Below are 25,553 nucleotides of genomic sequence, written 5' to 3'. Positions count from 1 at the left end.
GCTTATTTTTTTAATATGTATGTATTTATTATAATTCTATTAGCCCTAGACTTATTTTTAAACATTCATCTACATTAACCATCATTTCATCACTAAATCTTCCTATTCGTTCACGAAGTCTTTTTTTATCTATGGTTCTTATTTGCTCCAGAAGGACTACTGAATCCTTAGGTAGTCCGTATTCTGGAGCATTTATTTCCACATGTGTAGGCAACTTCGCCTTATTTATCTGAGAAGTAATTGCAGCAATAATGATGGTAGGACTATATTTGTTTCCAATATCATTTTGAATAACAAGTACAGGCCTTACTCCCCCCTGTTCAGATCCTATAACAGGACTTAAATCAGCATAATATATATCTCCTCGTTTTACTATCATAACATCGCCTGCCTCTTAAGACTTGCCTCATATATAGCTAGATCAACATTGTCTTGCTCTAACCCCATTTCAGCAAGGACTAAATTAATTTGACTCATCTCTTTATATCCTTCCTTTAATTGTTCAATAATATTTAATTTCTTTTTCTCACTAATAAAAACTTTCATGGCCTCTGCTATAAAATCAGAACGGTTTTTATACTCCATAGGAACCATCACATCAACTTCTTCAAGGAGGCTATTAGGTAAACTAACAGTTATCCTTCTAGTCTCAGCCATAAAGACACCTCCCATACAAAACGTCTTAGATAAAATATATAAAAATAGTCTAAATTAATTATATATGTTTTATATTGCCTATGTCAACTATTCATCAATCTATTGTATTTACCTTATTCCAATAGATAATCTTTTATGTTTACTATGTTTCCATTTGATATATATACCCTAGGAACCCGTCGACCTACCATACATACAATTTCATAATTTATTGTGCCAAGTTTTAAAGCTAATTCATCAGCAGTAGGATAACCTGATGCATGCCCAAATATAACTACTTCATCTCCTAATTTCACATCATCTATATGAGTAACATCTATCATACATTGATCCATACAGATTTTACCAACTATTTTCGCCCTTTTTCCCTTTATATAAACTTCCGCTTTTCCAGTTAAAATTCTTGTAAATCCATCTGCATATCCTATTGGAATAGTTGCTATTTTTGATTCTTTTTCCGTAACAAATATTTGACCATAGCTAATCCCAGTTCCTTTAGGTACTACTTTTAAATGTGATATCTTAGCTTTTAAAGTCATTGCTGGTTTTAATTCAATTTCTTTTTTCACTTCATCTGAAGGATAGAAACCATAAAGCATTATTCCTGCCCTAACCATATCTAGATTAAACCTTGGTATATCAATAATCCCTGCACTATTACATACATGCCTTATTGGTATATTTAATCCTTGCTCCTTTAAATCATTTACAACTTTCATGTATTTTTCAAATTGTCCTTCTGCATGAGATTTATTTGTTTCATCTGCTTTTGCAAAATGAGTAAAGATCCCTTCTATATAAATATTAGGAAGATTAGATATATTTATTATATCTTTTATGGAACTCTCTGTAGGAAGAAAACCAATTCTACCCATTCCACTATCAATTTTAATATGAATAGCAGCTTTCTTATTTAATTCTACTGCTTTATTAGATAATATCTTAGCATCTTCATAATTATATATAGCTTGAATAATATCATATTCCAATAATTTCTCATATTGGGTTGGTGGGGTATAACCTAATATTAAAATGGGTACATTTATATTTGCTTTTCGCAGTTCTATAGCTTCTGATAAAACAGCTACTGCTAATCTATCTGCCCCATTATCCAAAAAAGTTCTTGAAATATTTACAGAACCATGACCATAGCCATCAGCTTTAACTACTGCAGTAACTAATGCCTTCCTGTCTGTATGCTTTCTTACTTCCTTAATATTATGAGCTAAATTATCTAAATCAATTTCTGCCCATACTGGTCTTGTTTCATCTAAAGTATACATTATAATCCCCCTTATAATTTTTTCTTTAGGTTTTTTATAAACTTAAAGTTTTCATAAGTAATCTCCACTTGTAATGCTCCGTCTTCACCAAATATGCTTAATCTATATGGAGTAAAACCTTTCTTCTTTACTAGAATTCTTGCATAGTCCCTATATTTATTCTTGTCTTCAAGGTTATATTCAAAAGCAAGATATTCTTCTCCATTTACTTTTTCAGTGCTCATTGTTTTAGCATTAGACAAATTTTCATAAAATCCTCCCATCAACATCTGTTTATTTAAGGATTTTATGGTTACTAAGGATATGGATTGATTAATAGATGGGTGTTCAACAAAAACCTTATCATCAGTATTTAAAATTATTATTCCTTTACTTTCTTTTGGCTTTAAAATTTCTAATTTATATTTATTAGGTTTATTATATGTTTCTTCTATTAAATATATTGATTCTGTATCTTCTGAAATGATCCTAACATTAGCTTTACATTTATATCCTTTATATTTTTCATAAGTTTTTTCCATCTTAGACAAGACTCTTTTATCTTTATACGGAAGCTTCTTGTTATAAGAAAAATTACATGATGTTAATACAAGCATAATAATCACTATAAATAATAGGAGCCTTTTCAATATCACCCCAACCTTTACTCATAAATTTTTTTAATACTGTAGGGGATATTTTCTAATATATCTGTAGCGATAATTCCATACTCTCCTTTATAAGCATTTACTAAATCTCCTGCTAGCCCATGACAAAATACACCTAGCTTTGTTGCGGCAAGCGATTCTATACCCTGCCCTATAAAAGAAGCTATAATTCCTGTTAGTAAATCCCCAGACCCTGCAGTAGCCATTCCTTGATTTCCAGTTGCATTTATATATACTTCTCCATTAGGTGCTGCAACTATAGTATTATATCCTTTTAGAACTACTACTATATTATATTTACAAGAAGTATATTTAGAATAATAAATTCTATTTTCTTGAATTTCTTTTATGCTCTTACCTAAAAATTGGGCTAATTCTCCTGGATGTGGGGTAATAACAATTGTCTGATTTAAATTACATAAAATATTTGAATTAAAAGATAAGCAATTTATTCCGTCTGCGTCTAAAACTATTGGACCATCATAGTTATTTATAATTTCTTCTATTAGATATGTTCTTTCTTCGTCTACTCCAAGACCTGGTCCTATGGCTAATACATTCATATTTTTTATTTCTCTAAGGACATCAACTAATGACGACTTTGTAAAATGTCCTTTATTATCATCCTCTACTGATTTTACTATGACTTCTGTAAGTTTTATAGACATAATAGTCTCTAAAGATTTAGGTACTATACTATATACAAGACCTGAACCAGTTCTTAGGGCTGCCATGGAAGTTAAATAAGGAGCCCCTGTCATACCTTTACTTCCACCTATAACAGCCACTCTACCATAAGTTCCTTTATGACTGTCTTTTTTCCGCTTAGGGAGTAATATTTTTATAGAATCATCTATTTTTATATCTATATTATCACTTTTATATCCCATTGCAAAGGCTATAGCATATTCTTGTTCGTGTGAAATAGATATTTCTATTCCATCAAGTCCCAATTCTTTCAATCTTGAATTTCCTCTGCCAATAAGCTTTACATATGGCTTTCCATTATCATAATGAAGTATCTCTATATCTTTCCATTTTACAATACCTATTCCAGTTCCTAGGACTTTGCTAATGGCCTCTTTAGCGGCAAAAATCCCCGCTACAGTTGTGCCCTTATCCTTATTCCTTACAATATACTCTATTTCCTCCATTGTAAATATCTTGTGATAAAATCTATCTTTTTTTCTTGAGATTATATCTTCTATTCTATTTACATTTACAATATCTATTCCTATATTTCCTCTATTTTTATAAACCATATTATTTAAATCTCTCTCTATCAATTTTCTCAATAACTTCAGACCCAAGAAGTCCATGAAGAAAAGTATAAGCTTCATTTACCCATTCTTCATAATCATTCTTTGTTTTTATTAATTCCTTTAATCTTTGTCTTAAAACTGCTATTTCACTTACTGATTCATTAACAACTCTCTCTTTGGTTTTAAGTTCATTATAACCATATTGAATAGTAGCATTTAAGAGCCTAAGATTTACTTCTCTTATTTCCTTTGGTATAGTTTCAAGCTGAAATGTGATTTCCTCTAATTCTTCATTTATATTAATAATTGAGTTTTTATAATCATCTAAAAGCTTTATATTCTCAATTTTATTATCATTATTTATAGAATCAGATACTCCAAGAATCATTTTCATACATTTCATTTTTTCTTTTTGCAATTCCCTATTTCTGATTTCTATTTCCCTCTCCTTATTTACAAGTTGTATAAGTTCTTCTTTAGCATTCTGGATATTCTTATCATTAGCATCTCCAAATAACTTATTCCAAGAATCATCATTATGTAATAAGGATATTCTATTTTTAATTAATATACTTTCATCTAAATTAATAGCCTTGCTAAACATTAAACCACTCCCTATATATAATTTTACTATTTTTTTCGAATTTTACAAATAATATAATTTATCATTCTTTACAAAAGATTAATACGAAGGATTAATATAGACATTTCTACTAATTATTATAATTTATATTTCCTTTTTTTGCATTAATATAAATAACTCTATAGTGAATACTACTATTATAAATGGAGGTGACAATATGAACCATAAAGAAAAGCTTAATCAGCCGCATTACACTGATGATGTGAGTAAAAAGCAATCTAATTTATCTAATAAAAAGAGTGATTCAGATGGTTTCGGATTTTACTCAAATAGTGAGTCTTTTCCTCCTAGAGGTAGCTTTATAAACATACCTGAAGATATTTTATCTAATCCTAAGAAGAAGTCATTGGACAGTATAATTGAAGATAAAAATAGGACTATTGGCTCAGACTTATATAAAGAAACAAAAGACTAAGTTTATCATCCTATACTTGAGACATTGAAATCATTTCTTATAAAAATGATACTAAGCTTATAATCTAAGGGATCATTAAAATAAATGATTTCTAAATTTAATTATTCATCAATCTATTATATTGACTTTTACTTGATAAATTACTATCATATTAGTCAATATAAAAGAGTGGAGATGATAAAATGTTTATTCCAGCATATGTAATAATTACAATTTTATTATTGCTCAATTTAGTATTATTGATTACAAATACTATAATAATTTTGAAAGTTAATTCCTCTATAAATAAATTAAATAAAAAAGAATAAAAATATACAAGAGATTTATTCAATAATACTCCAAATTGAATATAAACCATTTCTAGGTATGCCTCAAAATATTTATTTGTAAATAGATTGAGTTCTTTAAATCAATATCCTTATAATAAATAAAAATGATTGTCAAAAGAATTATTCTTTTGACAATCATTAGAATCTTTTAACCAAGGATATAAATCTATATTTTTCTGCTTCCCGGTTTTACTATTGGCAATCCTTCTTTACATAATGGACATTCTTCTATATCATAGGTTTTTATCTCTAGTTTAGTGCCACCATATACAGGATATCTAATATCTCCTTTGGACCTATCAACTATACAAGCTATACCAACTACTACTCCACCATATTCCTCCACAACTCTAATGGCTTCATATGCTGACTTTCCAGTAGTTACAACATCTTCAGTAATAAATACCCTTTGTCCTTTTTCAATATGGAAACCTCTTTTTAGTTTCATTTCTCCTTCTTCTCTTTCAGTAAATATAGAAGGTTTACCTAATTGACGTCCTAGTTCATAAGCTACAATAATCCCTCCCATAGCAGGACCTACAACTATATCAATATCTAAATCTTTTACTTTCTCTACTATATAAGCTATAGCTTTTTCTGCTCTATCTGGGTATTGTAATAGTTTTGCACATTGTACATATCTATTGCTATGTTTCCCTGATGACAATAAAAAATGGCCTTCAAGTAATGCATTTGATTCCTTTAATAAGTCGATTATCATACTAAAACCCCTTTCTTCAATTGGCAATTAACGATTAACAGTTGGCAATCGAAAACCATAAAACCAATTAATAAATCAATGTCTTAATCGTTCTTTGTTAATTGTCTTAAATTATTCCTCTTATTTCTTCCAGTGATTTAATACCTTCTTTATTCATAAAATTTTCTATACCTCTAATAATATCCACAGAGATATTTGGTTTAATAAAATTAGCACTTCCTACTTGGACAGCCATAGCTCCAGCCATAATAAATTCTATAGCATCCTCTGCTGTTGCTATTCCACCTATGCCTATTATAGGTACATCTACAACTTGATTTACTTCATATACCATTCTTAGAGCTATTGGTTTTATACAAGGTCCTGACAAGCCAGCAGTTATATTATTAAATACAGGCTTTCTCTTATAAATGTCTATTGCTAAAGCATTAAATGTATTTACCAAAGAAAGTCCATCAGCCCCAGCTTCTACACATGTATATGCCATATCCTTTATATTCTCTGCATTTGGAGATAGCTTTACAATCATTGGTTTTTTAGATACCTTTTTAGCTTCCTTTACTATCTGGGATGCAGTATCACATTTTATGCCAAAGGCCATACCACCTTCTTTTACATTGGGACACGAAATATTCAGCTCAATAAAATGAGCTGAAGTGTCATTTAACAATTCTATACCCTTTAAATAATCATCTAAAGTGCTTCCTCCTAGATTAGCTAATATTACCATATCCTTTTTCTCTAAAAACGGTAATTCATCCTCAATAAATCCTTTTACTCCAGGGTTTTGCAAACCTATACTATTCATAAGTCCCGATGAAGTTTCATATATCCGTATTCCTTTATTTCCATCTTTTTTATTTAAAGTAAGTCCCTTAGTAGATATTCCTCCTAATCTTTCTATAGAAAGATATTCTTCAAATTCTCTACCAAATCCAAAGGTTCCTGAGGCAGCTATAACTGGATTTTTTAATTCCACTCCACATATATTTACTTTAGTCATGGAAAATTACCTCCTCACCTTTAAATACTGGTCCTTCCTTACAAACTCTTTCCATTCCCCATATAGTCTCTATAGTACATCCAAGGCAAGCACCTATACCACATGCCATACGATTTTCCATTGAAACATATACTGGCACTTTATCCTTACACATCTTTATCACTACTTCCATCATAAGAATTGGTCCACAGGTAAATACTAAATCATATTTACTCGGCTCAAACAATTCAGTTACAAATCCCTTATGACCAACAGAACCATCTTCCGTAGCTACAAATACATTATTTACATGAGGCTTTATTTGGTCTAAAAAATAAGCATTATTCCTAAACCCACTGTAAATATGGATTTCTCCTGAAATATTTTTTGCCAAATATAACATTGGTGCAATGCCTGCACCTCCAGATATCAAAGCAATTTTCCCTTGGGTTTTTAAATTAAATCCATTACCTAAGGGTCCTAATATACTTAATCTATCTCCTTTTCTTAACTTTGATATTATATGTGTCCCTCTTCCCCTCACTTCATATAAAAACTTAATTCTCCTGCTTTCTATATCAGCAATACTTATTGGTCTAGGTAAAAATGGATCCAATCCATTCCACCCTCTTACCATATAAAATTGTCCCGGTACTCCGTTAAAATCTCCTTCTAATACTATTTCATATATATTTGGACTTATTTCAGTATTTGAATAAATTATCCCGTCCTTATAACTATCTTTCACAGCCTATATCCTCCCTCATGGAAAGTACAGCTTCTCTAGTATATTTCTCAAATTCTTTAATTCCATCTTCATGCTTCATATATGCTGTAATTATTCCCCTTGATGAATTAACAATTCCCCCATTTCCTTCATTTAGATAAAGACTCACATCTTTTCCCTTAGCTCCTTGAGCTCCATATCCAGGTATTAAAAAATACATATCCTTATATCTTTCCCTAATTTCCATAGCTTCATCAGTATGAGTACCACCTACTACAGCTCCTATTAAACTATATCCAGATTTTCCAATATATTTTTTGCCCATTTCTTCTAGTTTGTCCCCTACATGGTAATAAAGGCTCTTGCCCTCTACATTTAGATATTCTATATCCTTTGAACCTGAATTAGATGTTCTAAGAAGAACAAATAATCCTTTATTTCCCTTATCTAAATATTTAAAATATGGAGTAATACTATCAAATCCCATATACGGATTAATGGTGATAAAATCAGTTTCAAAATCCCCTTCAAAATGTGCCTTAGCATACATATCTGCTGTAGATGCAATATCTCCACGTTTTACATCTCCTATGGATAAGGCATTGATACTCTTTAGATATTTTAAGGTTTTTATATAAGCAAATAATCCACGAATTCCATAAGCTTCATAATATGCAATCTGCAATTTATAAATTGCAGTTAAATCCTCTGTACAATCAATTATTCTCTTGTTAAATCTAAAAATAACTTCATCTATATCTTTATATCTTTTCTTCATTTTTTCAGGTATATAATCTAAATGAGTGTCTAGTCCGACACATACATTACCTTTTTTCTCCACCTCATCATATAATCTATCAATTATCACGTATTCGCCCCCTAACTTATATTAAAAAATCCTCATTTATATATTTAATATCTCCATTCTTAAATGTTATAACTACTTCTCCATAAAATTTCATTCCATTAAATGGAGTATTCTTTCCCTTAGATATAAATTTATCTCCATCTATTATGACCTCCTTATTTAAATCCAATAAGACCATATCTCCATCATATCCTTTTTCTATTTTACCTTTTCTTACTCCAATTATTCTGCCTGGATTTGCTGACATGATTTTAGATAGTTTCATTAAATCTATTCTATCAGACTTAACTAAGGTAGTATAAGAAACGGAAAAAGCTGTTTCTATACCTGATAGTCCTGGAGCTCCCTTTTCTTTATCTTCTTTACTATGCGGCGCATGATCTGTAGATATGGTATCTACGGTGCCAGCTATTATTCCTTGAATAATTGCCTCCACATCAAGTTTTGTTCTTATGGGAGGATTGACTTTAAAACTATTATCCCAAAGAGATATATGATGGGGTGTTACTTCACAGGTTACATTTACCCCATCAGATTTAGCCCTTCTTATTTCTTCTATGGCTTCCATTGTACTTACATGACATAAATGAAGTCTTGCTCCTGTTACCTTTGATAAATAAATATCCCTAATTGTAATAATATTTTCTGAAATTCTATAGTTAATTGGAGTTAAATCATCATCTTCTGCATGGGTCATTATAGTCAATTTTCTTTCTTTAGCCTTCACCATAGCATTATACATAACTATATTTGATTTTATTCCCTTACCATCATCAGATATAAATTTTACTCTATTATCCAATGTATCTAAATGCTCAAGGGTATGTCCATCGAAGTCTTTTGTAATGGAAACTGTTTGATGAACATCTACTAAGTCCAATTCTTTAGCTCTATTTAACACATACTCTACTATCTCCATGGAGGAACAAACTGGATTAGTATTTCCCATTAAATTGACTAATGTATATCCCCCTTTTAATGCTGCTAATCCTCCAGTCAATAAATCTTCTTTATAAGTAAATCCTGGCTCTCTAAAATGAACATGTAAATCGATGAAGGAAGGCATAAGAACTAAGCCTTCTCCATCTATTTTTTTACAATTATAATTTAAATTTGTTCCAAAATTCTCTATTCTTCCATCTTTAATATATAAATCTCCGAAGAAATCCTTGGACTCATCTACTATTCTTGCTCCTTTTATAAGAATATCCATTTTATCCCTCCCAAGAATATATTTGGTCACAATATTCACATTTGTATCTTCCTTTATTCTCATCTATTAATACAAACTTATGAACTATTCCCCTTTCATTTGAGGTTATACACCTTGGATTTTTACATTCAATAATCCCCTCTATTTTATCTGGCAATGATAAAGTGATTTTTTCTGTAATTCGTTCACTCTCAATAATATTTACTGTAATATTAGGATCTATAAATCCTAACATTGTTAAATCTATATCTATGACATTTTCAATCTTAATCATATCTTTACATCCATGCTTTTTACTGGTAGCATTCATTATAAGAGCCACAGTGAAATCAGCCTCATCTAGTTTTAAATGTTTAAATATAAAAAATCCATATCCTGGTTTAATATGATCTATTACAATGCCTTTTGTAATACTATTGATATTTAACATTATTTCACCCCCAATAATTTTGCGATTAATGCCATTCTAACAAACATACCGTATTTAGCCTGCCTAAAATACCAAGCTCTAGAGTCATTATCAACTTCCATACTTATTTCGTTTACTCTTGGAAGTGGATGAAGAATAGTTAAATCTGACTTAGCAAATTTTAATTTCTCGTTATCTAAAATATAACTGTCTTTTAATCTTATATAGTCTGCCTCGTTGAAGAAACGTTCTTTTTGTACTCTAGTCATATATAGTATATCTAGTTTATCTATAACTTCTTCTAGTCTTTCCACTTCTATATAATCAATAGCTTTCTTATCTAAGATTTCAGTTTTAATATATTCAGGTACTTTTAATTCATTAGGGGATATAAGTATAAATCTAATATTTATATATCTTGACATTGCCTTTATTAAAGAATGGACTGTACGACCAAATTTTAAGTCGCCACATAATCCTATGGTCAAATTTGAAAAGCTGCCTTTTGCAATTCTAATAGTCAAAAGGTCTGTAAGTGTTTGAGTTGGATGCTGATGACCACCATCACCTGCATTAATTAAAGGAATACTAGAAAACTGCGAACCATATTTTGGTGCACCTTCTTTAGGATGACGCATAGCAATAATATCTGTATATGCTGCAACTGTTCTTATTGTATCAGCCAAATTTTCTCCTTTAGTTACGGAACTTGAACCTGGCTCTGAGAATCCTACTACCTGGCCTCCTAGTCTAAGCATTGCTGATTCAAAACTCAGTCTAGTTCTAGTACTAGGTTCGAAAAATAAAGTTCCCAATAGCTTTCCTTCACATAGATGAGTGAAATCCCCTGGGCTTTTAACAATTTCTTCTGCCAATTGGAATATTTCCTCTAGTTCCTCCACTGTAAAATCCTGTGGATCAATTAAATGTCTTCCTTTTAACATTTTAAAACCTCCTTTAGTCATGTAGACCTTTAAAGGATTAGCGCTCGAAAAATGCCTTCCCAACAGGAAGGCATAAGTATACTGCAAATATTTATCTACGCTCTCCTTCCTAACCTCACGGGATTAGATTAAAGGTATTTATATTTATAATAGGATACCACATTATAAATATAATGTCTATAATTTTTTTATAATAAATATTAAAAATAAATAACAAAAACGGTGAAGAACACCGTTTTTGTTATTTATTGCATCTGTTGGTTTTGATTGTTACTTGCTGTAGTTGTACTATTTACTGCTGATGTTAAAGTCGTTTTTATTTGATTTATATCATTTTGATTAGCCGCTGGTGCTGCAGTATAGTATCCTTTTTGCTCAGCCATTTGGTATAGTTGATATTGCATTTGTTCTGCTTCATTTCTTAATGTCTGTAAAGTTGTTCTTAATTGTTGATTCGAACATTCCATTATAGCTGTTGTATAACTGTTTATACTAGCTTTAGTTCCTGCTAAAATATCGTTTACTATATCTCTTTCTTGCATCATTTACTTTACCTCCTCCTATAATGAATTAATTAAATTAGTCGCAGTAGTTTTTGCGTCTGTACTTGCTTGTTGAAGCATTTGTTTTAATTGTGGGTCTTGAACTTGATTTGCATAATCTCCAAATTTTGTACTCATAGTTAAATGTCCACCTGCTATTTCTTTTACACAGTTGAGTTCTTGTTGAGTTACATTATTTAAATTTACAGTATTTTTAAGTGCCATAAATACACTCCTTTCAGTTTTTTTATTACTCTTTTATTATTTGTTAAAAGGATTTTTTTATTCTGCCAAAAGATTCTTAAATATAATTAAACAGATAGGAAAAACTAAGTTCAGGAGGTGTACAAAATGAAAAAAATTCCTAATATAAAAAATAATTCAGAATTCAATATATACTATCAAAGTGAAAATCTCCAAAACACAGATTTCATAAATTATGACGATTCAAATGCTAGAAGACCAGATGCTTATATAGGTCTATTTAGTGATATATTTTTATATCCACAATCTTTTTTTGTGAATTCTGATGATTCAGCATGGTTTGACGAATTATAAAAATATAAGTTATAGTTGACAAAGGGAAAAAAAACCATTATAATAGATTTTAAAATTAACTGAATATAAAACTCTTATCGAGAGAGGCGGAGGGAATGGCCCTATGAAGCCCGGCAACCTGTATTATTACAAGGTGCTAAATCCAACGGTATTTATACCGGGAGATGAGAGAGGAACTTAAACCTCTTTCTTCTAAAGAGGTTTTTTATTTGAACCTCTTTTAAAAGAGGTTTTTGTTTTAAGAATTTAAGGGGTGAATGTATTAAATGATTAAAATCCATAATTTATCTAAGGTCTTTACCGTTGATAAAGAAAATTTTACAGCAGTAGAAAATGTAAGTCTAAGTATAAATAAAGGAGAAATCTTTGGAATTATTGGATTAAGTGGTGCCGGAAAATCTACTTTAATTAGATGTCTAAACAGACTTGAAGAGCCGACAGAAGGAAAAATATTTATAGATGGTGTAGATTTAACAAGTCTTGATAAAGAAAGTCTAAGAAAAGAAAGAAAAGAAATAGGAATGATATTTCAACATTTTAACCTATTATCTCAAAAAACTGTTTATGAAAATATTGCCTTTCCTTTGCGTTTAGATAATATGTCTTCTAAGGAAATCCACAATAAAGTTAATAAACTTTTAGAATATGTGGATTTGGTAGATAAGAAAGATAGTTATCCTAGTCAACTAAGCGGAGGGCAAAAACAAAGGGTAGCCATAGCCAGAGCTATTGCAAACAATCCTAAAATACTTCTCAGTGATGAGGGTACCTCAGCATTAGATCCCAAAACTACAAAATCCATATTGGAATTATTGAAAAAAATTAGGGATGAAATGGATATAACCATAGTTATGATAACTCATCAAATGGAAGTAGTAAAGGAAATATGCGATAGGGTAGCTATTATGGCAAATGGGCAAGTTGTAGAAGAAAATACTGTAGAAAATCTATTTAGGGAACCTAAGACAAAAATTGCACAAACCTTTATTAATTCATTACAAGGAAATATAGAAGAGGAAATCATAAATCCAAATGATTTTAAAGGAAAACTCATTAGATTAAGCTTTTTAGGAGATAGTGCAAAAAAACCAATTGTATCTAAAATTATCAGAAAATTTAATATTGATGTAAACATATTGTCTGGAAATATTAACAAATTGCAATCAACAAGTGTTGGCCATCTAATATTAGAATTAATTGGTGAAAATGAAGAAGTAAATCAGGCTCTTTCATTTTTAAAAAGTGAAGATGTCTATGTGGAGGTGATATAATGGCTGAATTAATTATACCTTCTTTATTTGAAACTATATACATGGTAGCTATCTCAACATTATTCTCTTTATTAATAGGATTTCCTCTGGGAATCTTATTGGTAATTACAGAAAAAGGCAACATATGGGAAAAACCTTTATTTAATAAAATTTTAGGAAGTGTCATCAATATACTAAGGTCTTTACCATTTATTATTCTAATGATTTTAGTCTTTCCAATTTCAGAATTCATAGTAGGTACACAAATAGGTACAACAGCAACTATAGTACCATTGTCCATAGCAGCTGCTCCTTTTGTAGCTAGAGTTATGGAAGGAAGTTTAAAGGAAATTGATAAGGGTGTAATTGAATCTAGCCTTGCTATGGGAGCTACAGTTCCACAAATTATTAAAAAAGTTCTTATTCCAGAATCACTTCCTTCAATAGTCTCTGGAGTAACCTTAACCATAATAAATTTAATCGGATATTCAGCAATGGCTGGTGCCATAGGAGGCGGTGGACTAGGTAATCTAGCTATTCGTTTTGGACTATATAAGTTTCAAACAGATGTAATGATTGGAGCCCTTATAGTTATCATAGCTTTAGTTCAAGGAGTTCAATTTTTAGGTAATTATATTTCTTTAAAAATAAATAAAAAATAAATGGGGGAATTAAATTGAAAAAATTATTATCGATTGTACTAATTGTCGTATTATCATTATCAGTATTAGCAGGCTGCAGTAAAAAATCTTCAGAATCTAATAAGATTAAAATAGGCGTATCATCAGATCCACATGCACCATTAGTTGCTTTAGTAGTAGATGATTTGAAAAAAGAGGGAGTCGAAGTTGAAATAATTGAATTCACAGATTATGTAACTCCTAACCTATCTCTTAATAATGGAGATATAGATGCTAACTTCTTCCAACACGAGCCATATTTAAATGATTTTAATGAAAAAGAAAAACTAGATTTAGTCTCTTTAGGAAAGGTTCATATAGAACCAATGGCTTTATATTCATATAAATATAAAACTGTAGAAGAAATACCAGACGGTGCTGTAATAGCTATACCAAATGACACAGTAAATGGCGGCAGAGCCTTACTTTTACTAGAAGCTAATGGATTATTGAAACTAAAAGATGGAGTTGGATATGAAGCTAATGAGAAAACTGACATAGTGGATAACCCTAAAAACATTAAATTTGAGGCTCTTGAAGCTGCTTTTCTACCAAAGGCTTTAAGTGGTATTGATGCTGCAATAATCAATGGTAACTATGCCCTTGAAGGAGGACTTAATCCAGTAAAAGACGGACTTTTAATTGAAGGTGAAGAATCACCTTATGCTAATATTATAGCAGTAAGATCTGGAGAGGAAACTCAAGATAGATTTGTTAAGTTATTAAAAGCATTGCAATCTGAAAAGATTAAGAAATATATAGAAGAAAATTATGATGGAGCTGTAGTTCCAGCATTTTAGTAAAAACAGAGGCAAGGAAACTTGCCTCTGTTTATTAATTTATGTTAAGGTCACAAAATTTACTTAGCATATTCCTTTGAAAAATCATTAAGGGTTTTTTCATCCATACGATAGACTTTAATATCCTTTACAACATTTGCTCCCCAATTAATATATCTCTCAATTGCTATTGCATTCCAATCATGGCACCACCACTCTAAACGATGGCACTCTCTATTTTTAGCAACATATGCTAAATACGAAAGTATTGCTTTCCCAAAACCATTGCCTCTCATCTTAGGCTCTATGTACAAATCTACTAAGGCAATACCTGGTTTACCTAAAAAGGTGGAGAAACTATTATGAAAAAATGCAAACCCTATAGGCTCTCCTCTATATTCACCAATAAGTGCTTCTGCTCCATGTTGGTCAAACATATACTTCTCTAATGATTCTGGTGTTGCAGTAACTTGGTCTAATTCATCTTCATAAGAAGCTAAATCACGAATATACTTTACAATCAGTTCTGAGTCCTTTTTCTCTGCAAATCGAATCTCAAAATCAGGTATTTTGGTTTCAGCTCTTTGCATATTTTCCACCTCAATTCTAATTTATAAAATCTTCATAAAGATAATTCATAATAGTAAATAATACTCAATTTGTCTTAATTTATCTTTCCGATTCTTATTACCAAATTTCATAAAATTCTTCATTGGGAATATTTACTATAACCTATTGAATTTCTTCAAAGATAATAGAGCTTTCAGGGTTAAATTTCCTGTCCATTCAGTCTTAGCAATCTCCCATTCATCTAAATAATCATTCCATTCCCATGTCGGCAGTATTTTTTTATTTTCCTCAAGATTGGCTATTACATAGTCTAAGTTTTTATTTATAAATTCAATATCAATTCCAAAAAAATTATCAGAATCAAACTCTATAAACTTTAATGGCATTGGAACATATTCTGTCCATTCATCTTCATTAACATTGATTAATTGAGATATGGCTATCTTTAAAGTATCTTCTATCTGAGTAGAAAATTCGTCACTTAAGTTATTATACATCCTTATATAACAAAATATTTCATGTTCAGAATTAAATTCCCTACGTTTATTTAAATTATCTATTGCATAATTAATCAATGAAAATATATCCAATTTAGTAAGGTATTTTCTATATTTATAAAGATATCCTATTAGTTCAGCTGTAGGATTTCCCCATGAATAATCAATAACAGTCATTCCTATATCATCTCTATAATCCCACCATGGTGCATGAGGATAATCATTAACAATATTAGGAACGCTATACCAACCCTTTCTTTCCCTATCAAAGGCTAACTCCAGATATTCAATAGCCTTACCTATCATTCTCTGTGCTCTATCACTATTACTCAATATATTTAAATACCTTAATCCAATTGATGTTGCCATAGGGGATGAATCTACTAATTTAAAATCAGGCTCTATTCCCTTACCAAATCCACCATCTGGATTTTGAAATTCTTCTAGCATGTCCAATATGTCTTCACCATTTGAATCATTAAAATAATAATTAAATATAGCCTTTTCCAATGGTCTAATTCCTGCATTCATGTAGGCTTTTATTTCATTAAAAGCTTCCTTGGATAATTTTTGCATAGTATGTCCCCCTATTTTTATATTTTATCCTTATGATTTTATAGATCATAAAATAACCAAATTATATAATAATCTAAATGAGATCTATATGTTTATCTTCATAATTACATGTTCAAATGAATATGTCTGTAGGACCATTTCAATATTAAAGCAAGAAAATATATACTTAATATTACTCAAATAAACTATTCATAATTGGAATTATATTAAATAATGGCTCTTCATATGGATGAATCTTTCTAATGGCTTCAATTGCATTTTTTACATATTCTTTCTTGCATCTTACTTCAACTTTACATTCTTCACCTTCACAGATTTCTCCTACTTGTCCATTATAAGGATTAGCCCCTTCTAATGGTCGCCAATATCCTCTTACATTTGTTATAGACATACAATTGTCATAATCTCCTACTCTACCAGCATTTATTTTATTAAGCTCATCTCTTAATTCTAGTATATATTCTTCTGGAATATATATTTCAATCTTTACTTCTTTAATTTCCATAATTTATTTACTCCTTTTATATAGTTTTATATTAATGGTGTAATTGTTATTTAATTACAATTTTACCATTAATATAATATCATGATTGAAATATTAAAACTATCTTCTATATAAATAATTTTAGATCAATTGTCAAAACTAACTATATTCAAAAACTGTTATCCACCCATTTCTTAGGAGTGATTGTACATTATCAATTTCAATATACTCCATCTACTCACCTTATTATAATTATATATCTATAACTATAAATATTTCACTTCTATTCAACAGACCATCTTCTCCATTTAGAGATCTCTTTGTTTTTAATATCCTTACTATTATAATTTCCTAAGGCATCATCAATTTTATTTAACAATATATCCTTTTGCTGTGGTAATTTACCTTTTAATATCAATGCATTTGTCTTATGAGTTCCATTAAATATTGTATTTTTTAAATTTAAATTTTCTATTAAAAGTCTCTCTTCTTTCAAGGATTCCAAAGGTCTTAATCGAATAAATTCTTTGTTTTTAATCTTTTCAATCAGTTTTGCATTTTTAAATAATACTAAGGTAACTACAATTACTACATCTGGATTAAAATTAGATAAAAACTCAGCTGTATCTATGGCATTTTCTTTGCTTAATTTCCTTCCTCCTAATCCTAACATAATATATGTGGAATAACTTATATTACATTCTTCTAATCTAGTTAATGCTAAAAAATTATCATTTCTTGTAATTCCCTTATTATGAAATGCTAAAATCTCATCATTGCCTGATTCTATTCCAATAGATAATTCCCCCATACCTAATTTTTCAAGCTGAATTAATTCATCTTTACTTTTTCTTAATATATCATCAGCTCTTGCAAAGCTACTAATATTTTTTACATCGGGAAAATAATACTTTATTAATTTAATTATCTCTATTAATATGTTGGTATCTAAACAGAAAGGATTCCCTCCTGCCATTACCACTTTCTTAACTGGACTCCGTCTATTTGAATAATGAGATTTAAGCATTTTTAATCTTCTATCTATTTCTTCTAAACCTAAAAATCTATATTTATTTCCTTGATTTAAATCACAGTACAAACATTTATTCCAACTGCAACCAACACTAACAGGAACGGCTATACTATATCCTTGAGTCATTGGAACATAAAAATATTCTCCATATTCTTTATATATTTCATTAAGCATTTCTTTTCTCCTACTTCTTTTGACAGTTTTTATACTTTAATATTTATTTAAACTTTTGGATTTTAAAATAGTTTTTTAATGCCTAAAGCTTTGGCAACTTCTACTATTTTTTCCCTTACCTATTTTATTCAAATGTAATTTGTTCTAAAATTTCTTTTGCTTGATTATAAGTAGATTTTTCGACTAATATATCTGTTCTATAGGGTGATGAATCTCCACTAATTATTCTCATATATCCGCCAATGCCTTGATCCTTTAAAATATATGGAATATTATTATCATCTAATATACTTTTAATTATCTCTAGTTCAAAATTATTGCTAGTGGTTCTTAAAAGAATTAAGTCAATTTCATTTGATTTGTTATTCTTTTTAGCTTTTTTCCTCTTAAACATAATTTCTCCCTCCTAATAATTATTGACTTAAGCAAACTGCTTTATATTATCAGTGTTATAGTATGAAATGTTACTAACTAGCATATGCTTCAAAGGCTTGAAGAACTATCAGCAGAATTTGGCAAGTAATCTTCCAAATTAAAATTAGTATAATTAGAACATCTGCTCCAACTAAAATACCAAGTATTATATTAGGTCCAGATGTATAAGTGACCCATCCAGGTTTCTCAGCTGGAATTGAATAATCTGGCTGAATCTTTCTCAAAAGAAAAAAGTCTATTAGACATAATATCCTCCTTAACTAAGATATAATAAAATCTAAAATATCCACCACTTTCTATAACTATTCTATATTGTTTTTCAGATTCCTTCTTTTCCCAAAATATTCTATGTTATTTTAAATAATACGTGATATAAAGGACTACAGCAATCTTCTGATTTTCATATGATTTAATTAAATATTTTAAAATCTTAACTAAGTAAATCCTTAAACAATAAAATATCATATATTATAGTTTCCGAAAGCATTCCTATAATTCTAAAATATACCCAAAATATAGAAATATACACTAAATATGAGGTTTTTCTATAGATCATAAAAAAGTATCTGATTTTAGTTAAATTTAACCAAAATCAGATACTCCACATATTAATCATTGACATTTTCTATATCAACCTTTAATTAAATATATTCTAAACTATTTAATCTATTGATAACAGCTTAGGATTTTCCTGTTATCTTTAATAATTAATTTACCTATTATCGATATTTTCCGGGTTCATATCATGATAAAATAATCTCTTTTCAGCTACACCTTTCCATTTTGTTCCTTCCTTACCATAATTGCAATATGGGTCAATGGAAATTCCACCTCTTGGAGTAAACTTTCCCCATACTTCAATATACTTTGGATCTAAAAGCCTTATTAAATCTTTCATTATTATATTCATACAGTCTTCATGAAAGTCTCCATGATTTCTAAAACTAAATAGATAAAGTTTCAAGGACTTACTTTCTACCATTAAACTTTCTGGAACATAGGATATATATAGAGATGCAAAGTCAGGTTGTCCTGTTTTAGGGCAAAGACTTGTAAATTCTGGACAATTAAATTTTACAAAGTAATCATTTTCTTTGTGCTTGTTCTCAAATGTTTCTAGAACAGATGGATCATAATTATAACTATATTTAGTTCCTTGATTTCCTAATAATGTTACTCCCTCTAATTCCCCTTCTTTTCTTCCAACCATGTTTGTATCTTCCTTTCTCTTAAGCTTATATTCTGTTTTTTAATTGTTTAAAAAGAATAACTCCAACTATTCCTGGAATGATTTGTCCAATACATAAACTAGCTGCCAATATTTTATAAGGTATATTTAATATAACCGAAAGCCATATCGGAACTATTAATCCTGGTCCAAAAATTATTGGAATAACTATAAACCAATCATTTAATTTAAAACCTTTAATTAAAGCAACTATCCCTGCAGTAACAAGTCCTACTATAAATCCTCCTAATATATCAAAAATTCCTAGCCCTCCCATGAATATATTGCTTATCATATTTCCTACTGCCAATGGAAGTATTAAAAATGGATAAATACCACTTAAACAATAAAATGATGTTGCTATTCTTATCTGATATTGTCCAAAGGCAAATCCTTGAGTTAAATACATTAATATAACATAAATCCCTACCGTAACTCCTGATATAGCTATTTTTTTAGTAATAGTTTCTTTACCTATTGCTGATGGTTTAATATTCATCTTTCCCTCTCCTTAATTTTAATAAATTCTAAATAAGAAAAGTTCTTTATATGCCATAAACAATAGACTAAGAAATACTATTGTATTTTACATAATAAAAAAAGGCACAAAGTGCCTTATAAAAACAAAGTATTTTTATCCATAGACCCTTAGTTTTATTTATAGACAGGATGGTTTCGAACTGTCTTATTTAGTTATGCTTTTTCTTAATATAGTATAATACTTGTTGATAAATACGTCAATAAATTTAAAAATTTGTCAAAATGATGTTTCTCATAAACTAATAAAGAAATCTCCATTACTCTTTTATACTTTCAATATCTTCTCCGTTGAAATATAGTGAGTGACCTTCTTGAAGTCGTTTTATTTCTCCTTCCCCTAATTATAAATTCTACATTACTCCCATCTACATATGTCAATTTTATTATCATGCATCTTAAATAGATATGTAAGATTCATATTATTATTAAATCAAATATTCCTTACTAACAATCAATTTCCATCACCACATCTTATTTTTAATTACTATACAACATAGAAATCAACTTCTATGTTTTCATTTATTAAAGCAACTTGATCAAACTTGTCATAATTGAATTAATTTATTACTTAGCTATGACAAATTCATCTATATACAAAAAACTGCCCCAAATTTTTATTTTGAGACAGCTCCATTATTATTCTTTATATAATTCTATAACTCTTTCATATCCGTTAATGTATTTGTAATTGGTGGAACTACTTGTTTCTTTCTTGAAAGTACTCCCTGAGCATAAAATGAATTGTTTACAAGTGGCTTTCCAAATGCTTTTGCTACTAATTCCTTATTATGTCCTACTACTACCATTTCAGACGCTTCATTAAATATATCCGTTAGCATTAATATAAATATGGAATATCCTCTTTCCTTTGCTCTTTCTTCCATTAATGATATTAAATCAGATTTCATATCCTTTAGACTATCTGGATCCATTGTATATACTTGAGCTATTCCTATTTTATCCTCATCTATAGTAAATGTTTTAAAATCCTGATTAAGTAACTCTTGTGGTGTTTTACCCACTAAGGAAGTGCCCGCCTTAAACATATCCATAGCAAACTTTTCTACATCTAAATCTGCAATTCTCACCAATCTTTCCAATATCATTCTATCTACATTAGTTGATGTAGGAGATCTAAATAATAAAGTATCGGAGATTATAGCTGCTGCAAGTATTCCTGCCATTTTCTTTGAAGGTCTTCTGCCATTTTCAAATAATATAGAGGCTATTATAGTAGATGTGCTTCCTACAGGTTCATTTCTAAAATATATTGGGTTTCCTGTAAATACATCTGCTACTCTGTGATGGTCTATAATCTCTAATATCTCACATTCCTCTAATCCATCAACTGATTGACTTCTTTCATTATGGTCAACTAAAATTATTTTCTTCTTCATACTAGCTATTAGATGATATCTTGATATTAAACCAACTACTTTATTATTGTTATCATCATCTATTACTGGATATGATCTATATCTTGTTTGAGACATTTTTTCCTTTACATTGTCTACTAAATCATCAAGAGTAAATACTACTAAATCATCCTCAGTCATAACATGACTAATAGGAATAGATTGAGTTATTAATCTAGAAGTTGTAAATGTATCATGAGGTGTGGATATTATTGTTACACCCTTTTCTTTCCCTAAATTTATAATCTCTTCATCTACGTTAATATTTCCAGTTACAATCATTAAAGAAATATTACTATTAATCGCAAGTTTTTGGGCGTCCTTCCTATTACCACATATGACTATATCATTTTCCTCTATATATTCTCCTGCTGATTTAGGTTCCATAGCTAAAACTAAAATTTTTCCCTTAAATGGTTTCACTTCTTCTGGTATTATAATAGTTTTAGCAGAAAGAGTGTCTATGATATTGTCTATAGAAGTACCTGATTTCCCTAAAATACCATTATCCCACACGTCAATATATGACCCTATTATATCTGATATAGTTACAATTCCTGCTAATTGCTCATTACTATCTATTACGGGAAGACTATTTAAATTATTTCTCTTCATCAATTCTAAAGCCATACGTAAAGATATATCAGGACTAACTGGAGCTATTTTATCAAAATCTAAATCTTCAACACTTAGTCTAACAGTTTCTAAAAAAGTAGGAGCAGGTACTCCAAAATATTCTAGAATAAATTGTGTCTCCCTATTTATCTCTCCCAATCTTACAGGGATAGCATTAATATCTCCATTAGCGTTTTTATACTCCGCATATGCTAAAGCTGCACATATTGAATCCGAATCAGGATTTTTATGTCCTGTTATATATATTGTTTCCTTCATATTTTCCTCCACTATATTTTATCTTTGGTTTATATTATATCACTAAAGATTAATGAATTTATAATATCTATCTTTTATATTTCTAGTTCATTATAATCAAAGATAATTTGTTCCCCATCATTTATAACTATGCAAGGTATTCCTATGTTTCCTGCTGCTTTGATTTCTTTAAATTCTTCATAGTTATCCCTATATTTTAAAAATCTTTTTAGATTCAACATCCCTTCTGAAATATCTAAATATAAAAACTTAATATTCTGGCTTGAAAGATGTTCTTTCGCTGGTCCACAATCTGGACAATGTTTACTTCCAAATACAACTATTTTTTTCATATATATCTCTCCTCATTTGAATTATTAATTTATTATACCTTATAGCTCTATATTTTTGAACCCTAATATATAGACACCTTTATATAATCAAGTCAAATAATACTATTTTATGACATATATATTAGCATACAATGACTCTTTATTATTTGCAAATTCATCACAATCTTTATACTCAACAATTTTTCTGTCTTCAAAGACTACAATCTAATATAATTTTCTCTATTCCATTTTATTAGTATCCACTTATATTCTTCATAGTTTTTAATATCTTTCAAGATTCAAGGTAGATTGTTCCCTTATAAATATTGCATTATAACTTCAAATATATATTATTCTCACTACTATGCATACATTAACATCATATACATAGGAATTACTATTAGCATTAAACTAATGCAACATGCAATTGTATATTTTTCAACCTGTCTCCCTTCTTTAATAGCTTTTATAGCCCCTATCAAATTGATAACAAATATAGCCGGAGTAAACCAAATCGTATAATATCCAACAATTCCAAAAAATTGCATTTTATCATCCTCCTACCTAATTTTATAAGTATATACTATTACTTATTCTACATCTTTATGGAAATCCCTTCTCAAAACACAAAAGACTCTTCCAATCACTTGAAAGAGCCTTTAAATCTTTATCTTTAAACCTTATTTAGCTGCGTTTTGTCCAGCAATTCTACCGAATACTGTAATATCAGCAAGCGCATTACTTCCTAATCTATTTGCCCCTTGGATTCCTCCAGTTACTTCACCTGCTGCATATAAACCTTCTATTACATTTCCTTCTGTATTTATTACTTGAGCGTTTGTATTTATTTTTATACCACCCATTGTATGGTGAACAGCTGGGGTAGCTTTTAAAATATAGAATGGTCCAACTTCTATAGTTGAAGGTAAACTTCTTTTGTTGAATTCTGGATCTTTTCCATCTGCTACATATCCATTATATTTATCAACAGTTTTTTGTAATTCTTCTGCATCAATTCCGAAGAAATCAGCAGCTTCTTTTATAGTATCTGCCTTTACTAATAAATCATTTTTATATAAGTAATCAAGTTCTGGTCCATGATTTTCTTGTAAACTACTTGCTACAAATCCTTTTTGGTCAATTAGTTCATAACATACATGTCCTGTCTGAGCCTTAATAGCCATAGACATTACGTCACGTCTACCTAATTCTTCTACAAATCTTTTACCTTCTTTATTTACAATAACAGTATGACCATATAATCTTGCATCATCAAAATAAAGTAATGTACCTGTTAGTGGGTCACATATTGGATATGTTTGAATATATTCCATACCTACTAAATCTGCACCGATTTTTTCAGCCATTGTAATACCGTCTCCTGTACTACCTGTTGAATTAGTAGATAAAATTGCTTCATCTATATCAGGATTATATTTCTTTCTCATTTCAATATTAGATCCAAATCCTCCTGATGCTATGATTACTGCTTTATTAGTATTAAAAGTATAATTTGCTTTTTCACCTTCTGCTTTTACTCCAACAACTTTTCCTTTGTCATCTGTAATTAAATCAGTTGCCTTAGTATTTAAAAGAACAGTAATTCCCATACTCTCAGCTTTAGCCAATTGTTTAGATATTATTTCCCTACCGCTAGCACCTGCTGGTACTAAACTTCTCTTGACTGAATGTCCACCAAAGAACATTAACTCATCTTCCCAAACAACTCCAACTTCATCTCTTAACCACTCAGCACCAGCTAAAGCATTTTCTGCCAAAACTCTAACTAATTCTTCATTTCCCTTATTGTCTCCACCTTTTAAGGTATCTTCTATATGAAGTTCTACACTATCTTCAATGCCTTCTTTTTTCTGTAACCAGTTATTTGAACAGGCATATTCAGCACCTGATATCAAAGTATTTCCACCAGCCATAGGCATCTTTTCTAAAACTATTACATCAGCTCCTGCTGCTTTAGCTTCTATAGCAGCAGAAAGTCCTGCCCCACCAGCACCAATTACTACAACATCATGGATTTCTGTGACTTCTTCTTTATTTTCATTTAAAGCTTCAGCATTTACCTTTTTCAACATTTCTGGAGTTGCTCCTGCTGAAGTTAATGCTGCATTTACTGCTTCCAAAAATCCATTAGAAGTAAATGTACATCCTGAAACACCATCTACTTCAAGACTATTTTGGGATATAATACTTTCTGTTAATGTTTCCATTGCAGTATCAAATCCTGGTGTTTCATTATGGCTTACTACTTTTATAGCAGTAATAGTGTCATCTGCAATTGTTACTTCAACTTTTATTTCTCCACCTTTACCTGTACCAACACCTTCATATACACCATCTTTTATAGATGTTGCAGTGTTTTCATTATTTGCCTTTTCAGTTTTATTGCAGCCTACTAAGCTTAATATCATAACAGCTACTAATAAAAATGCTAAAATTTTTTTCAATTTCTGTCCCCCCTAAATTTTT

At 29.7% G+C, this 25,553-nt stretch carries 32 protein-coding genes and 1 riboswitch; of the genes, 5 read left to right on the top strand and 27 right to left on the bottom strand.

The window, feature by feature from the left end:
- Positions 1–28: 28 nt before the first annotated feature.
- From ABWP20_RS02470 to ABWP20_RS02445, 6 genes are all read right to left on the bottom strand, one after another.
- Positions 29–379 carry a type II toxin-antitoxin system PemK/MazF family toxin gene (locus ABWP20_RS02470; protein WP_353093392.1) on the bottom strand — a complete coding sequence of 117 codons (351 nt, stop codon included), beginning with the start codon at positions 377–379 and terminating at the stop codon, positions 29–31.
- A complete protein-coding gene (locus ABWP20_RS02465; RefSeq protein ID WP_353093390.1) occupies positions 376–657 on the bottom strand; it encodes a CopG family ribbon-helix-helix protein in 282 nt (93 codons plus the stop codon). Before ABWP20_RS02465 ends, ABWP20_RS02470 begins: the two co-directional genes overlap by 4 nt.
- Before the next feature lie 113 nt (positions 658–770).
- Positions 771–1,940 carry an alanine racemase gene (alr, locus tag ABWP20_RS02460; RefSeq protein WP_353093388.1) on the bottom strand — a complete coding sequence of 390 codons (1,170 nt, stop codon included), beginning with the start codon at positions 1,938–1,940 and terminating at the stop codon, positions 771–773.
- Positions 1,941–1,951: 11 nt separating this feature from the next.
- On the bottom strand, positions 1,952–2,569 hold the full coding sequence (locus tag ABWP20_RS02455) for a LolA family protein (RefSeq protein WP_353093386.1): 618 nt from the start codon (positions 2,567–2,569) through the stop codon (positions 1,952–1,954).
- A 14-nt stretch (positions 2,570–2,583) separates the two neighbouring features.
- Positions 2,584–3,882, bottom strand: coding sequence for an NAD(P)H-hydrate dehydratase (locus tag ABWP20_RS02450; protein WP_353093384.1), 1,299 nt, complete (start codon positions 3,880–3,882; stop codon positions 2,584–2,586).
- A complete protein-coding gene (locus ABWP20_RS02445; protein WP_353093382.1) occupies positions 3,851–4,453 on the bottom strand; it encodes a hypothetical protein in 603 nt (200 codons plus the stop codon). The genes ABWP20_RS02450 and ABWP20_RS02445 overlap by 32 nt, the downstream gene beginning before the upstream one ends.
- A 196-nt stretch (positions 4,454–4,649) precedes the next feature.
- Here ABWP20_RS02445 and ABWP20_RS02440 point away from each other — a divergent pair, with 196 nt between their 5' ends.
- Entirely contained in the window at positions 4,650–4,907 is a 258-nt protein-coding gene (locus ABWP20_RS02440; protein WP_353093381.1) for a hypothetical protein, read from the top strand.
- Between the two features lie 495 nt (positions 4,908–5,402).
- On the opposite strand, the gene pyrE is transcribed toward ABWP20_RS02440, so the two are convergent.
- The 9 genes from pyrE to ABWP20_RS02395 form a co-directional block, all read right to left on the bottom strand.
- Positions 5,403–5,957: an orotate phosphoribosyltransferase gene (gene pyrE / locus ABWP20_RS02435; RefSeq protein WP_353093379.1), complete on the bottom strand. Its 555-nt coding sequence runs from the start codon at positions 5,955–5,957 to the stop codon at positions 5,403–5,405.
- A 106-nt stretch (positions 5,958–6,063) separates the two neighbouring features.
- A complete protein-coding gene (locus ABWP20_RS02430; RefSeq protein WP_353093377.1) occupies positions 6,064–6,960 on the bottom strand; it encodes a dihydroorotate dehydrogenase in 897 nt (298 codons plus the stop codon).
- On the bottom strand, positions 6,953–7,687 hold the full coding sequence (locus ABWP20_RS02425; RefSeq protein WP_353093375.1) for a dihydroorotate dehydrogenase electron transfer subunit: 735 nt from the start codon (positions 7,685–7,687) through the stop codon (positions 6,953–6,955). The genes ABWP20_RS02430 and ABWP20_RS02425 overlap by 8 nt, the downstream gene beginning before the upstream one ends.
- Positions 7,677–8,534, bottom strand: coding sequence for an orotidine-5'-phosphate decarboxylase (gene pyrF / locus ABWP20_RS02420; RefSeq protein WP_353093374.1), 858 nt, complete (start codon positions 8,532–8,534; stop codon positions 7,677–7,679). Before pyrF ends, ABWP20_RS02425 begins: the two co-directional genes overlap by 11 nt.
- A 16-nt stretch (positions 8,535–8,550) precedes the next feature.
- A complete protein-coding gene (locus tag ABWP20_RS02415; protein ID WP_353093372.1) occupies positions 8,551–9,747 on the bottom strand; it encodes a dihydroorotase in 1,197 nt (398 codons plus the stop codon).
- 1 nt (position 9,748) lies between these two features.
- A complete protein-coding gene (locus tag ABWP20_RS02410) occupies positions 9,749–10,177 on the bottom strand; it encodes an aspartate carbamoyltransferase regulatory subunit (RefSeq protein ID WP_353093370.1) in 429 nt (142 codons plus the stop codon).
- Positions 10,177–11,100 (bottom strand): aspartate carbamoyltransferase, encoded by a 924-nt coding sequence (gene pyrB, locus ABWP20_RS02405; RefSeq protein WP_353093368.1) that lies wholly within the window; start codon positions 11,098–11,100, stop codon positions 10,177–10,179. The genes ABWP20_RS02410 and pyrB overlap by 1 nt, the downstream gene beginning before the upstream one ends.
- Before the next feature lie 245 nt (positions 11,101–11,345).
- Positions 11,346–11,645, bottom strand: a complete 300-nt coding sequence (locus ABWP20_RS02400; RefSeq protein WP_353093366.1) for a spore coat protein — start codon at positions 11,643–11,645, stop codon at positions 11,346–11,348.
- A 15-nt stretch (positions 11,646–11,660) separates the two neighbouring features.
- On the bottom strand, positions 11,661–11,867 hold the full coding sequence (locus ABWP20_RS02395) for a hypothetical protein (protein WP_353093364.1): 207 nt from the start codon (positions 11,865–11,867) through the stop codon (positions 11,661–11,663).
- A gap of 126 nt (positions 11,868–11,993) precedes the next feature.
- Here ABWP20_RS02395 and ABWP20_RS02390 point away from each other — a divergent pair, with 126 nt between their 5' ends.
- The 4 genes from ABWP20_RS02390 to ABWP20_RS02375 all read left to right on the top strand — a co-directional run bounded on the left by ABWP20_RS02390 (position 11,994) and on the right by ABWP20_RS02375 (position 14,930).
- Positions 11,994–12,200, top strand: a complete 207-nt coding sequence (locus tag ABWP20_RS02390) for a hypothetical protein (protein ID WP_353093362.1) — start codon at positions 11,994–11,996, stop codon at positions 12,198–12,200.
- Between the two features lie 71 nt (positions 12,201–12,271).
- A riboswitch (SAM riboswitch) is annotated at positions 12,272–12,371 on the top strand.
- 95 nt (positions 12,372–12,466) lie between these two features.
- On the top strand, positions 12,467–13,471 hold the full coding sequence (locus tag ABWP20_RS02385; protein WP_353093360.1) for a methionine ABC transporter ATP-binding protein: 1,005 nt from the start codon (positions 12,467–12,469) through the stop codon (positions 13,469–13,471).
- Complete coding sequence (locus ABWP20_RS02380) at positions 13,471–14,112, top strand: methionine ABC transporter permease (RefSeq protein WP_353093358.1); 642 nt, start codon at positions 13,471–13,473, stop codon at positions 14,110–14,112. The genes ABWP20_RS02385 and ABWP20_RS02380 overlap by 1 nt, the downstream gene beginning before the upstream one ends.
- Before the next feature lie 14 nt (positions 14,113–14,126).
- Positions 14,127–14,930: a MetQ/NlpA family ABC transporter substrate-binding protein gene (locus ABWP20_RS02375; RefSeq protein ID WP_353093356.1), complete on the top strand. Its 804-nt coding sequence runs from the start codon at positions 14,127–14,129 to the stop codon at positions 14,928–14,930.
- A 59-nt stretch (positions 14,931–14,989) separates the two neighbouring features.
- Here ABWP20_RS02375 and ABWP20_RS02370 read toward each other — a convergent pair whose 3' ends face one another.
- The 12 genes from ABWP20_RS02370 to ABWP20_RS02315 form a co-directional block, all read right to left on the bottom strand.
- On the bottom strand, positions 14,990–15,499 hold the full coding sequence (locus tag ABWP20_RS02370) for a GNAT family N-acetyltransferase (RefSeq protein ID WP_353093354.1): 510 nt from the start codon (positions 15,497–15,499) through the stop codon (positions 14,990–14,992).
- A gap of 135 nt (positions 15,500–15,634) precedes the next feature.
- Positions 15,635–16,552, bottom strand: coding sequence for a hypothetical protein (locus tag ABWP20_RS02365; protein WP_353093352.1), 918 nt, complete (start codon positions 16,550–16,552; stop codon positions 15,635–15,637).
- Positions 16,553–16,724: 172 nt separating this feature from the next.
- The gene (cutA, locus tag ABWP20_RS02360; protein ID WP_353093350.1) at positions 16,725–17,057 is read right to left on the bottom strand and encodes a divalent cation tolerance protein CutA; all 333 of its coding nucleotides are present in this window, start codon (positions 17,055–17,057) and stop codon (positions 16,725–16,727) included.
- 262 nt (positions 17,058–17,319) lie between these two features.
- Entirely contained in the window at positions 17,320–18,243 is a 924-nt protein-coding gene (locus tag ABWP20_RS02355) for a radical SAM protein (RefSeq protein ID WP_353093349.1), read from the bottom strand.
- Positions 18,244–18,367: 124 nt separating this feature from the next.
- Positions 18,368–18,637, bottom strand: a complete 270-nt coding sequence (locus tag ABWP20_RS02350; RefSeq protein ID WP_353093347.1) for a putative signal transducing protein — start codon at positions 18,635–18,637, stop codon at positions 18,368–18,370.
- Between the two features lie 73 nt (positions 18,638–18,710).
- Positions 18,711–18,902, bottom strand: a complete 192-nt coding sequence (locus ABWP20_RS02345; RefSeq protein WP_353093345.1) for a hypothetical protein — start codon at positions 18,900–18,902, stop codon at positions 18,711–18,713.
- 488 nt (positions 18,903–19,390) lie between these two features.
- Positions 19,391–19,888: a preQ(1) synthase gene (queF, locus tag ABWP20_RS02340; protein ID WP_353093343.1), complete on the bottom strand. Its 498-nt coding sequence runs from the start codon at positions 19,886–19,888 to the stop codon at positions 19,391–19,393.
- A gap of 25 nt (positions 19,889–19,913) precedes the next feature.
- Positions 19,914–20,405 carry a QueT transporter family protein gene (locus ABWP20_RS02335; protein WP_353093341.1) on the bottom strand — a complete coding sequence of 164 codons (492 nt, stop codon included), beginning with the start codon at positions 20,403–20,405 and terminating at the stop codon, positions 19,914–19,916.
- A gap of 694 nt (positions 20,406–21,099) precedes the next feature.
- Entirely contained in the window at positions 21,100–22,755 is a 1,656-nt protein-coding gene (locus ABWP20_RS02330; RefSeq protein WP_353093339.1) for a putative manganese-dependent inorganic diphosphatase, read from the bottom strand.
- Positions 22,756–22,829: 74 nt separating this feature from the next.
- Positions 22,830–23,087, bottom strand: coding sequence for a glutaredoxin domain-containing protein (locus tag ABWP20_RS02325; protein WP_353093337.1), 258 nt, complete (start codon positions 23,085–23,087; stop codon positions 22,830–22,832).
- A 341-nt stretch (positions 23,088–23,428) separates the two neighbouring features.
- Positions 23,429–23,614 carry a hypothetical protein gene (locus tag ABWP20_RS02320; protein WP_353093336.1) on the bottom strand — a complete coding sequence of 62 codons (186 nt, stop codon included), beginning with the start codon at positions 23,612–23,614 and terminating at the stop codon, positions 23,429–23,431.
- Between the two features lie 132 nt (positions 23,615–23,746).
- Positions 23,747–25,531 carry a flavocytochrome c gene (locus ABWP20_RS02315; protein ID WP_353093334.1) on the bottom strand — a complete coding sequence of 595 codons (1,785 nt, stop codon included), beginning with the start codon at positions 25,529–25,531 and terminating at the stop codon, positions 23,747–23,749.
- Between the last annotated feature and the right edge of the window lie 22 nt (positions 25,532–25,553).

Origin of the sequence: Tissierella praeacuta (genome assembly GCF_040396155.1) — a bacterium.
GTDB classification, from domain to species: Bacteria; Bacillota; Clostridia; order Tissierellales; family Tissierellaceae; genus Tissierella; species Tissierella praeacuta_A.
The sequence above is the reverse complement of the archived record's forward strand: the minus strand, read 5'-3'. Positions and strand labels throughout refer to the sequence as shown.